This is a genomic window from Daejeonella sp. H1SJ63, from assembly GCF_029360775.1.
Taxonomy (GTDB): Bacteria; Bacteroidota; Bacteroidia; order Sphingobacteriales; family Sphingobacteriaceae; genus Daejeonella.
Genome location: NZ_JARKMZ010000039.1, coordinates 82,606 through 95,899, shown reverse-complemented (window position 1 = coordinate 95,899; position 13,294 = coordinate 82,606). Strand labels below are relative to the sequence as shown.

The following is a 13,294-nucleotide window of genomic DNA, read 5'->3' as shown; positions in this document are numbered from 1 at the left end:
AATCAATAAAAATTAAATGTAAACGTATAAACCCGGATCAATCTTTTATAGCTGATCAGCTCTTTAGGAAAATTAATATTTCAAGATTAAACTGACGGAGTATATAATAATCGATTCAGAAAAATATATTATTCCGATTAAATTGATTTTTCTTCCTTCAAAAATTCTTTTCGGACACCTTCAACCAGATCTTTATGATAAAGTGTATTATCATTTCTGGAATAACATTGAAGGACTGCAAAGTGTACTGCATTTAAAATTGAGGCCCCGCTAAGTTCGTATTTACCGGATAATTCTGACAAGTCAATTGAAGAATGCTTTTTTAATCCTGAAGGCATTGATTTTTGCCATAAAATATGCCGTTCAGTGGTATTCGGCATCGGAAAGTGTACCACAGAATGAAAACGGCGAATAAAGGCATCATCAAGATTATTCTTAAAATTTGATGCAAGGATCAACAGGCCGGTATAATCTTCCACACGCTGAAGCAAATAGCTGACTTCCTGGTTTGCATATTTATCATGCGCACTCTGCACATTTGTACGTTTACCAAAAAGCGCATCAGCCTCATCAAAAAACAATATCCAGTTTTTAGTTTCCGCCTTTTTGAAAACTCCTTCAAGATTTTTTTCGGTTTCGCCTATAAACTTACTTACAATTTGAGAAAGGTCTATCCTGTAAACATCCTTCTTAAACTGCTTGCCAAGTAAAGCGGCAGTTAAAGTTTTACCTGTTCCGGAGGGACCGTAAAATAAAACACGGTACCCCGGTTTTATCTTTCTTTTAAGGTTTTCATCATCATCCAGTTTATGATGATGTTCCAGCCAGTTACTGATATCATTAACCTGCTGTACTGTACGCGGATGCAGTACAACATCATCCCAAAGCATACTTGTGGTAATATGTTTGGCAGGAAAATCGAGTCCGAAACGTGGTGCACTTTCCCTGCCAAAAATCAATTTCTCTATCCAATCCTGCGCAAGGATTATACGGCCGCTCATTACAGGTTCGCCTTCTTTGACAGGTTCAAGCCACAAAATTCCTTCTTTAAAGAAAATATGCTGCTCACGGAACATATCCTGTACCTGCAAGCGCTTTTCGATATCAGTGCCCGAAAGTATAAACTGGATAGTCTCACCCGTAGGAAGCATGCCGCGATGGTTACTGGCTTTTACTCCGCCAAACTCCGGAAAGTCGCCCCCTGAAGGAAGATGCCCGAGGATGACAGATTCAAAAAAATTAGTTTGAATATGAGGAATAAGAGAAAGCATAATAACTATCCATTCTTCGTTATTAAGAGCAGGAAGGTTTACTTTAAGATCAGCAGGAATAAGTTCATTACCATTTTTTTCCAACCACTTATCCAGATCTGCAGGACTCTCATTAAAATGCGATTGGATTCGCCAGGCAAGCAGATCCCTGATATTGGTCAATGCATTCTCAACCGAAGATTGAGCCGGTCTGTTTTTATGAACTGGATATAGCACCGTTTTTATTTCTAAGTTAAAAAAAAAAATCTGCACAATCACTTTTTAGGCTTGTCTGTACAGCATAAATCTACAGGTACAGTAAATGGGTCGAGGGCTGCGCTTTTAGCCTCTGCAGAAGATTTCCTTCTCTGAAATTCCTGTTCTGCCAGATTCTCCTGATAAGATGTATAATCACTTTCACAACCAATGAAATTGATAGCAAGTGATGCGGTACCATCAAAAGTTTCGAAGGCTTTTACATGCTGTTTTTCATGTTTAAGTAAAGGACCATTTATTGCGGCATGTACTCTGTCCTGCTGACATGGACTAAGATTTCCGGGTACTGCCGGTAAACTAATTTTAGTACTTGCTTTAAACGGAACCTTTAAAGTACCGGTAATGTTTACACATTCATCCTCACAATCTGTGCATCCCTTGCTTTTCCTGGTTTTTTCGTTCACAACGCTTCCTGCCTTCTTTGCAAAACCGGCAGTTGTTTCAGCTTCCAGATCAACGGATCCGGCTGTACATGGTGCCCCGGATTCATCTTTCTCTTTCTTTGAGATGGATGCATTGCCCTGTTGTATGGTATGTACCAGTTCATGAGCCAGTAACCACTTTCCTTCCCGCGTAGCCGGGTTGTATTCACCCTTATTGAATACAATATGATTTTCAAAAGCATAGGCCTTCGCATTTACTTCTTTTGCAGAGGCTTCGGCTTCAGTACCGGTATGTATTTTCACTGCTGAGAAGTCGTGCCCGATACGACTCTGAAAGAAATGCTGAGTTTTTTTGGGCAGAACACTGCCCTTACTATTGAGAGTATTCAGATAAGCTGGTGTATTTGTTGCGGCAGCTTTACCATTCGCTTCTTTTAGTTGCAATTTTTCCTCTTCCTTCTCCTTTTCTTTCTTCTGAAGTTTCTTTTCCTCTTCTTCTTTTTTATCCCCGGATTTCAATTGGACTTTTTTCTTCTCTTCTTCCTCTTTTTTATCCGGGATGCGTTGAAGTTTCTTTTCTTCCTCTTCTTTCAGTGGCTTGCGCTGAAGAGATTTTTCTTCTTCTTCGCAAGTATCACATTTTCGTTGAACTGTTACCGGAACCTGTTGAAAGAAGGGTTCATGAGCCGGATCGCTAAAAAAGCTTTGGTCGGCTTTGTTTTCTTTTCTGAAAAAAACACCATCGGCAGAAGATCTTCTGCGGCGATAGATGATGCGGGTTGGTGAAGCTTTCATGATCTTTTATTAATTATATCATTCTGTTTAAACCATTTATATTTCTACAATAGATTTAGGATTATGTTTGATTTTTTATTAGAAATGTTTTTTACGATATATCCAAAGTCTATCAATTATCAATAATGTCATTATTTTCAGGTTGCACGGGGATTAACTAAACTTCTACATTGGGATCATTTTTAATGCTATTTACTGCTGTTTCGCCTATACCCGGAACTTTTAATAAATCATCAATCTGAGTGAATAAATTGGTTGAACGGTAAGCTAGTATGGCGTTAACTTTAGATTGCCCTATTGCAGGTAATCTTTCCAGGTCTCTTCTGCTACCGGTATTTAAGTTTATTTTCATTGAGGCAACAGATCCGCCAAAACCAGGTATACCAGATGTATCATGCTGAATATTACCACTGGCTGCAATGGCCCATCCAGGTTGTGTTGCCATTGGTACCCAGGCATTATTTTTAAACTCGAGTTCCTGTACAGTCATATCAATACTATCCGCAATTTGACCCTCTGGATAGGTAGAAGCTGATGGATCAAGATCAGCTTTATAATTTACCCTGACCCTGTAGGAAATCACTTTACCCTGAGATAAAACATTAGATTTGGCCTGATTTTCTGCTTTCAACTTCATTGCATTATTAGTTGCATGGGATATTGGAGTAAGGTTCCAGCGCTGATTACCTGGTCCATGGAGATTGTGATTTAACAGATGGCCTTCAACTAATTTTCCCGGATATCGTCTCAGCAATTCAGCACCCATATCAGAGTCCATAGTGGGCTGCGTACCAACCAATCCACCCGGATTTAAACTCAATGGATTAATGAACACGTGTCGCCCCATTAAAGCTGTGCCACTTCCTCTCGTCTCCTGTACAGCAGCTAAAGTAGAGGGAACAGGATTACCTGTAATGGTATTTAAAACAGCTATAATTCTATCAAATGCCGCTTTTATTTCTGTGCCGGCTGTAACCGTCTGATTCGCCCTTCGTGCATCAATATAAGTAGCCTCCGCTTGAATTTGAGCAACTTTCGGATCAGGTATGCTCTTTCCTAACCATGATTTCGAAGCGATAACAGACTGCAGGGTTTTTGGATCTTTACTGGCAAGAGTGATAGCAGCCGTTGGCGATTCCCCTTCAAAATACAGCTCATGCTCTTCTCCATCAGCAAGATGAAAGGTCTTCTTGAAGCCTAACCAACCCAGAACAGTATTCGCAGCAGATCTTCCCATTTCAAGTAATCTTCCTCCAACATCTACGGCTTTATTCACCAGCCAGGTTAATGCCTGATCCACCAAATTACGGGCGGTTTCAATCATCTCTCCTATTCTTCTTCCAATACCACTTAGTCCAACCTGGTTAGCTAAGAATCCAATAATAACCGGTATGCTTCTGGCTAATGTTCCTTCCAGATAATCGGCTGCACGTTTGGTATTTCCACTGGCTATTTCCACCACTCCTTCCACAAATGAATTGACGATCTCAAGCATCTCACGAAGGTATTTCATGAATGATTGTATCGCGCTGTATAAAGCGATCGCACTGTTTACTACAGCCATAATACCTGTCGGATCGAGCATTGATAACAGCTTGGTCACCATCTTGGTAACAATCTGTTCCATGATCCAGTTTTTGACTGCACCCAGAACAGTATCCCACAAATTGGTAAGCTGTTCTTTTATCTTATCCCAGATAGCAGCCATTCCTCTTTCCTGCACATCTTTGATGAATGTCCAGATCCCCTCAAGCGTATTGATCATACTCCGGATCCGGGCTACTCTTTCAGGACCTATACGCGGATGGGCAGCCAGTTTTTCCCATATTTTCTCCATCGTAATGTTGAGAACTTCAAGCACCCAGCCGATAATTCCGCGTAAACTAAAATCTTCAGGTGCTTTTACTCCTGAATCCTTTAATTCGCTGGTTAGCCAGCCCACCAGACCAGCCATCAGATGTTTTAAAATATTATCAAAGAACTGCATAAAGCCCTGCTTGATGGCTTTCAGCAAATTCTTAAGGAAGCCCACCGGATCTGCCTTGATCATATCAAATGCCTGCATGGCTTTGGTGATGATGTTACCTATCAGGGCAATAGGGAAGTTCATCACCTGCAGAATTACTTCAATGACAATCCTGACAATCTCGACTACAAAAGCAATCAGCCTGCCGATTGGCTCTCCAAACCGGGCTATAATCCGTTCAAAAGCTTGTATAGGTTGAGCAAGATCGTTTAAACTAAAGGAGTTCCACAAACTGGTAAAGAGCTGCACGATATAAACCGGAGTCATATTCAGTCGGGCAACTGCCGCTTCTATGCGTGCAGTGGTACGTTCTATCGCGCCGGATTCTTTGAGCTGATTGAACTGTTCCTCCCCACCCTCCATCAGACTCATAAATCCTCTGATGAGGTTTTCCATGGTACGCGGAACAATTTCATCAGTGAAAGGATCTTTTCCGATGATCACTGTAACAAGGGCAAAACCTCTGACTGTTCTTGCCCAGGTGGATAATCTTCGCATTAAGACCTCCTTGATAAAGCGGAGGATGACTATAGCAGTATCCCTTACAAAATCCCAAACCCTTTGTACCGGTGCAGCAAACTGATCATAAATCATATTGAAGGTATCAACAGGATGCATCAGGCTCTCTATTGAAACTCTGCTCCAAATAGTAGTAAATCCGGTTTTTATCTGATCGTAAGCATCACTGAATACACCTATACCCCGATCTATCCAGTCGGCTACCTTCTGGAAGGTTCCGGTTTCCTGCATTTGGGTACGCTGGGCAATTCCCTCTTCACCACCCAGTTCAAGCAATGCACTCAGGATAGTAGTACCATTTCGTTCTACGGGCTCGTCGGTTATCGGATCCTGACCAAGGACAACCCTTAAGAGCGGATAAGCTGTAGTATGATTTCTGACGAATTCTACAATTTGAGTTAGAAGGAATCGCTTAACGGTTTCAAGCAATTCGGTAGCGGCGGTAATAGCAAAATCAATAATACTCTGAATGGTTGAGTATATAATATTTCCGGCCTCTTCAAACAACTGGCGCGGAGATGCCAGTCTTTCTAAACTTAAACTCTCAATGAACTGACTAACACGGTTAATTACTCCCTGCACCAATCCATGGACGGTTGCAATCTGCTGATCAACCCATAAGGCCGCATCATTTAATGCACCAAGTTCATTCAGTTTCTGATGCAGCAATCTGCCGCCAGGCATAATATCGAATGCGGCTTCAATAAAGGTGTGACCATTCTGTTCGATCTCTTCACCGGTAATCGGATCTTCGCCTAAAATTACCCTGAGCGCACGATAACCGGGTATAGCCATAACAAAATCTCTGGCCTCGTTAAGGAACAAACGTTTCCCGGCTTCCAGAGTTTCGGCAACAAAAGATGTTACGGCAGAAAATGCATCATCAAACCATGAACATTGAACAGAGTCACTGCTTGTTCTTTGCAAAACCGGCGGGCCACGGTTATTTTCTGAGATTTCTTCCTGTTTTTGTACAAAAGATGTGCTATTTGAGGCGTTGTTTGCTAAAATAGAATACGCCGGGGTCGCAGATTCCTTAGACTGGATTGAACCCCCTGGCTTATTAAAAGGTAATTGATGTATTACAGAGGTCGTTTTTCTTTGCAAACTATGCTCAATCAGCCCTCCTGATATTTCATCCTCCTGTTCTCCTTCCTCTTTGGGCTGAATTTCATTTTCCCGGTTAAGATTGGCATTCTGCAATTGAACAAGATCGCCTTTGCCACTAACATTCCAATTGCTTAACTCAGGTTTGGTTTGAATAGCTGTATGATCGCCTGAAACTGTTATTTCATCCCGATCAGTATCTTCTTTTCTGTCGATATTGAACAACTCTTTCCTTAATTCTTTTATAGTTTTTGGTTTTTCTTCAACCTGGGTTCCTTCACCATCACCAAGAGCACCGGTTTTTAATTTTAAAGGATCGAAAAAGGCGGTCCAGCCGGACAAAGGATGATCACGGGTTTGTACCTGTGCCCCAAGGTTGTCCTCACCGGATGTATTTCCATTGACCGTTGTAACTGTACTGCCGGTTACTTTCTCAACAATTGCAAAATGAGAAAACTCATTTCGATAGGCAATATCACCGGTTTGAGGCATTTCTCCCGGTGTCCGGGATGCATCAGGTGTAACCATCCGGCCACCAAGCTCCCATTTCTTCATTGGGATTCCACCTTTGTTTAAGGCCCAGAATACGAATATGCCGCACCAGCTTGGCATGGCATCGCGCATCACTCTGTCATCTGTGCTTGGCCTTGGCTGATTAGGACGCATACCCATCGCCTGCCGCTTTTTCTTGATATCCATCTCACTCACTGCACCGCTTACAGCAGTTCCGCCGCTTCCACTTATAATCTTATCCTCACCAAAAGTTGTTTTGAAATATTCTAATAATCGTTCCCATCCTTCACGATAGCCATCAGGTCCTTCCCTGTTGGCATTGACCTTACCTTCTTCTCCCTTAGCTTTTGCAAGGGCATTATTTAATTGAGGAACAGAAGAACCTGTATTGGGACTTCGCTGGATAATTGCTTTCCTTGCGACTACGGCCGATGTTTGATTCGTTTTACTGGCACCCTGCTGGATGGTATGAGTAAGCTCGTGGGCAAGCAATAACCCACCCTCAGCGGTACTCGGAGAATATTTACCGCTGTTAAAATAGATATCATTGCCATGCGTAAAAGCATGGGCATGGATACTGCTGCTCAGCATTTCTGCCCTGCTGCCTGTATGTATACGAACATCATCAAAATTGGCATTGAAGCGACTCCCCATAAAACTTCTTGTTTCAGGTGACATTGCGCTTCCGTCTCCATTGGAGCTGCTTAATGTATGTTCAAAGGATGATGAAGTTTGCGGGGGACCTCTCCCGCTGCACTGTATTACATTTGACTGAAATAAGGAAATAGATTTTCTATTAATCGAATATTGTTCTCCGGATCCCTCGTTAGTGGTATCATTAAACTCAAAATTCTCGTCATAACTCTTTCTGTAAATACTGTTATAGAATTTTGCCTGAAGATTTTCTTCCTCCTCTTTGCACTGGACTGCACTTATTTGAGGGATCTGCAGTTTGGGATGGATTACTTCCTCTTGCTCATCATCTTCCTTTAGCTGTAATTTTTCTTCCCCTGTGTCCCCGGCAATCTGAGTGGCTGGTTCCGGCATCCGCATGACGGTATCGGCTACCTGATCGGCCTCTTTTTCGTAGGGATCATCAGGCTGACTGATATTTAATTTAGCCTGTACAGACGGCCCAAAAAACGCATCCGATTTTTTTTCTCCAAAAAAACTTGCTTCATCAGCCTTCCGAAAAAAAGTGGTACTGGTATCTGCCTGTTTCCGGGCAATACTTGTGCTTTTTGTCGTACTTTCTGGGGCTGCGAACACCTTGCTGATCTGTTTTAATTATGCCTTAATTATATTCTATAAAACCCTTATTTATTATCCCAATATTTCTATGTCCATTCTACATTTAGCATGCACTTCATCCAGGGCAGTTTTATCAGACTGATATTCCATGGAATATGGGGTATCAGCATATCATAAGCTTCCTGCTTAACCTTCAGGTTCCAGTTATTATTTTTAAAATTCAATTTGCCTTCCCTTTGTAAAAATGAAGCCCTTAATCCATCTGCAGAAGTGCTTTTTAATGCCGCCCAATGTTCCACAACTGATTCCAGCAGGTCTTTTACTTTACGCTTTTCCTTTCTGCTTAACCTATATTTTGAAATCGGATCACTTATTTCTATTCCGCATAGTATTTTAGCTAACACTGCTTCAAATTCTTCATATTCATCCCGGCCATTGACAATATATTGCATCACTGCGATTGCCTTATTACTGTCTAAAACTCCTGCTTTTGAAATTAGTCGGATATCATTAAAAAACATAGGTAAAAAGGCCGAAACAATGACTAAACCGGCATTATTAATATAAATTTCATCCTTTTCTGTTGGGCTATCTTGTTTGAAGCCGCGTTCGGCAGGCTGATTTTTTTCAAGTTTTGTATTATCAGCTGATCTTGTTTCTTTTGTGCGAATCTCCAAAGGATTATTCACAGATTTTCGCATTGCCTTAACCATAAAACCTCTTAATGCAGGCGTATTAATCTTATCAATAATAATTAAGGAAAGCAGCTCAGGGTATTTTAATTCAATATCATTCGTCAGGATACCTGAAAACAAATCAATAAGAGTTTTGCCATTTCCGGCTTCGGAAATTGAGTATAATAAAAGGTTTTTATAAAGCTGTCCCAAAATGTGCTTTTCTTTGGCGTCCTTAAAAGTGCTCAGGATAATTTCATAATCAGCCCTGAGACTGCCCGTGTTAACTTCTGTTAAACTCTTAATCAATTTCCAAAACTGCTCCTGGTTAAGAATCTCCAATAACCGCGTTCTGACCCCACTTTCTTTAAGTGGCGGGTAAAGTATCGTCCAGTTAGCGGGTCCATTTCCCTCAGAAATAAGCTTATTTAATTGTGCCTGCCAATCAGATGATGTTTTAACAGTGCTCCACCAGGGTAAAAATCCTTTGCGGAGATAAAAAATCAATAAATTAAGCAATCTGTCTGCTTTTGACCAATTTAAATCAGTATTTGATGCATCCGAATAACTTATTTTTTCATCCAGTTGCTTTTCAATTTCAGCTAATATCTTCTCCGCAAACAAATTTTGAAAATCCTCCATACTATTATATTCAACCTCCGCAAACAACAGATCAATGCAGATTACATCCTCCATTGAACCATATTTAAGCATTAAGTTTTCCAGTCCGGTCTTCAATTTAAGCCGGCAAAGGCTTTCAACTTCGTTTTGAAACTCAAAACCATTAACAGGTGCATTGACAATTACATCAATGATCTGCTTCCGGATAATATTTCCATTAGTTGAAGTCACTTTACAAATTGATTGATTTTATCAGCTCAAGTAATTTTTGAATTATTTCAAAATAAACAGGCTTACTGCTCTCTTCTTTATTGTCTTTGATCCTTGTCAACTCAGCAGACAGGTCTTCTGTAAGAGTCTTTATCAGCTCTTTCAAAGGATCAGAAAGGTCAGGAAGTGATTTGATCATTTCGATCTGACTGATGATTAAATCAAATGTACCTGCCATGGAAACCTTAGCTGAATTCACATCTTCTTTCTGAATACAGGAAATATACATGGTAAGGTTTTCGAGGATCCTGTATAAGTTTGCAGCAATTAACTGCAAATCACTGTTCAGTACCAGTTCAATCAGTTTTTCCAGCCATTCGTTAATTCTGGCATTTATTTCCTGAACAGCTAAAAATTCAATCTGTTTATCGGTTTCTTCGGTAGAAATCTGTTCAAATTCTTTAAAAAATGCAGCAATATCCTGATAAGAAGGATAAGCATTAACAAAAACTCTAAAAAGCTGAAGATCAAGGGACTCTAATTTCTTAAATGCTTCAATTATCTGGCTCACAGTTAAGCAGGTTTTAACTACCGGAACTTTTATGTCTATCGGTTTGCTAACCGTATTTGAACATATTCCATTGCTTACTTTCAATTTAACAGTGAAGGTTCCATTAGTAGTATAAGTGTGCTTCGGACTGTTCTCATCAGATGTTCCACCATCCCCAAAATCCCATTCAAACTTGTCGGCAAATTGAGATTTATTGATAAAGCTTATCTCATTTACATTAATGCCTCCTTTAAAGTCAAATGCAGCAATTGGTTTCTTAAAAACTAAAACATCAACTGAAACGGTTTCTCCATCTTTTGTATAAATAATTTTTATACTTTTCTGAGTACCGGTCTGAAGATCAACGATTGATGGCTGAAAAGTAACCGTATTATCGGCGGCTGTAACTATACCCTCTCCGCTTAAGTTTCCACCTTCAGGCGAAACAAACACTGCATAGGCCTGTTTATCATCAGAACAGAATTCTTTAATTTTTATATCAATGCTAGGCTTCTCTGCTGGCGGTTTACTTTCATTTATAATAAAGTTAATTGGCTGACAATCAGAATAACACAGGTAAGGCAGATAAAAATCAGCTATTACAGTTCCATGATCTATTTCGCCAATTAAGTTCTCTAAGTTCTGGTTAATATCCTTTTCGTTAAACAATTCACGAAGCACTTCTACATCGTTTTTGGAAAATAGATCGTCATCATCTTCGGGGTCAATTGCTGTATACCTGTTCGAAGCTTCTTCACCCGACTTTGAATTGGTTGAATCTGACGACTCTACGTACCTCTTTTCCATTGAATTGGTGATTTCTTTTTTCTCCGGTTCAATTACCTCTTCATGATAAACTAATATAAAAGTGCCCCCTACGCTTACACCGGCTTTATGCTGTATTCCAGGATGCTTTCTGATAAAAAATGCAAATTTCTGCTGTAAAAGGACAGAGAACAAGCGGATTAAATAATCACGGTATAATGATAAAAACTGAACTTGTTTACAGTTGTAAATCAGTACATCCAGATGGTCAATTATATCTTCAGTTAAGATGCCGATATTTGTTGCCTTAGCTTTGCTAATTAAATTTTTCAAATATTCAGCAACCCTGATGAGGTCCGTCTGCCGTCTGATAAAAATCCTTATATCAAAATTACCAAGATTCGAAGAAATACTTTCTGAAAGCTTTTCGATATAGTACAATAAGGCATAAGCGGCAGTATTTTGTTCGCCATCTTTAAGGTCAGTTTGATTATTCAGCAAAACATTTGAGCCGATGTAATCATCATCTTTAATTTCGTTATAATATATTTCAAACTCATGCCCAAGCGAATTTGCTTTAAATCTGAACCTCCTATCGCATTTTTTTAACAGAGGTACCTGAGGTATAACAGATGAAGGGGCAGGTAAAGTTGTATTTCCCCCAGGCATATTATAAAAGTATTTCATTTCACCGCACAAGGTGCAGGTAAAGCCTGTAGCCAGTGTATCATATATGGATTCGAGATCTTTAAACTGGCATTTTATTTTTTCAGAACCCAAATCGTTTAATAAATCACCTTTTGCCCCGGCCGATAATTCTTTGATCTGTGTGCGTAAGGATTTAACATCTCCGCTTAAGGCGATAACCTCAAATGGCAAACGTTTTTCATTTTTAATGGAAATAATACTTCTCAGGGCTTCCTTATAATTCATGCCTACATGTCCCTCTATTCTGAGAAAATTATTAGGTTCTAAATCATAATTAAGAGGATTCATAATATCATCATCGCTGGTATTATAATCCTGAACATTGTATGATAAAATTCGTTTTTCCCTGCCCAGACTTGTTTTTTCATAATTCCAAAAGCGGAATAATTTAAGATCACCAACAACCGGATTGTAATAAAAAGGTATTGATTTTTCAGAAAGAGGTATAGCACCAAATTTAGTGGGGGTAATCCTGACCCGTTTTGCATTCTGATATTTCTCCTTAAAATCACCCGCTGTAACCGGTGGAAGAGAGAACTTTTCTATCAGCAATGCCATACGTGTAAATAAGGACCTTAATTCCCTTGTCAGGTATAAATTTGAATTCAAAACAGGTGATGGAATAAAATAATCTCTATACTCACCTGTAGATTTTAAAGTATCCACACTGGCTAATCCAAGCATTAGATGTCTGGGAAACAAATTGCTATCAGGGCAACACATGCTGATGGCCCGGGTTGCAACATGACGAAACTCTTCATAGGCCAGCAAAAGGTCTGAGAAAAGGTCATAATAATATTGAATATTAATTAGCTGTTTGCCGCTTATGCTTTTATCATTAATAAAATTAAAGCTGCCCGACAGATTATTAAAGGGATTAGCCGGATAAATATCCAGCACCAAAGGCGCAATTGTGTTGTAGGCTTCTGTTAAAACCGATTCTGTTTTGGTAAGAAAGGTAGTATTTAAAACCTTTTGGTACACTTCAAATATTGCTGATGTATCAGCCAGTAAAGTCGCCGGCACATCAAACCTTGGCATTCTCAGTTCATCAAGATTCCGGATTTTGTTATTTGAAGTTCCATTATTACCACTCTGCAGGGACTTGGCATCGTTTATATCAATCAGCAGAGGCTTGAAACTTACTGTTACATTAATACCTTTATCATCACAGGAATTAGGATTACAATTCTTGGCACCTTCTTCAAGAATTTCGACGAATAGCAGAACAATTTTATTTTTCAGGAAATCAGCGTCAAGACTAGTCGCATCCTCTACTGAGTCCTGTTTCAGTTCATCAATATGAAAACGGGGCTGTCTTCCGCTATCAACAAACCTGTTGTAAAGTCTGTCCTGCACAGCATTAAAATCCTTATATTTTGTATAATTAATCCCCTCAACAGAAATTAAATACCCTTCGGATGTTACACCGCAACCTTTGGTGATGTATATTGACTTCCCGTCGGCAGAAGGCTGAAGCTCCAAACCACATACTATACCAATACCAATCAAGTTGGTTCTGCTAAGCCTGCCCTGCTCCTCAAGATATTCGAACAGCTGGTTCAAATGTTCCGAGCTAAGCAGCTGATCTGGAACAAATTCCGGGTAATTGAGTTTTGAAGCTAACATAACAAAGGTTTTAAATT

5 protein-coding genes are annotated in these 13,294 nt (G+C 39.8%); all 5 read right to left on the bottom strand.

All coding sequences use genetic code 11. The annotated features are described in order from the left end of the window. Positions 1-137 precede the first annotated feature (137 nt). Positions 138-1,487 carry an ATP-binding protein gene (locus tag P2W72_RS14010; protein ID WP_276363740.1) on the bottom strand — a complete coding sequence of 450 codons (1,350 nt, stop codon included), beginning with the start codon at positions 1,485-1,487 and terminating at the stop codon, positions 138-140. 38 nt (positions 1,488-1,525) lie between these two features. Continuing rightward, on the bottom strand, positions 1,526-2,704 hold the full coding sequence (locus tag P2W72_RS14005; RefSeq protein WP_276363737.1) for a DUF4157 domain-containing protein: 1,179 nt from the start codon (positions 2,702-2,704) through the stop codon (positions 1,526-1,528). Positions 2,705-2,861: 157 nt separating this feature from the next. Continuing rightward, the gene (locus P2W72_RS14000) at positions 2,862-8,138 is read right to left on the bottom strand and encodes a DUF4157 domain-containing protein (RefSeq protein ID WP_276363734.1); all 5,277 of its coding nucleotides are present in this window, start codon (positions 8,136-8,138) and stop codon (positions 2,862-2,864) included. A 68-nt stretch (positions 8,139-8,206) separates the two neighbouring features. Next, positions 8,207-9,646 (bottom strand): contractile injection system tape measure protein, encoded by a 1,440-nt coding sequence (locus P2W72_RS13995; protein WP_276363731.1) that lies wholly within the window; start codon positions 9,644-9,646, stop codon positions 8,207-8,209. 1 nt (position 9,647) lies between these two features. After that, complete coding sequence (locus P2W72_RS13990; protein ID WP_276363728.1) at positions 9,648-13,277, bottom strand: PKD domain-containing protein; 3,630 nt, start codon at positions 13,275-13,277, stop codon at positions 9,648-9,650. Positions 13,278-13,294 lie beyond the last annotated feature (17 nt).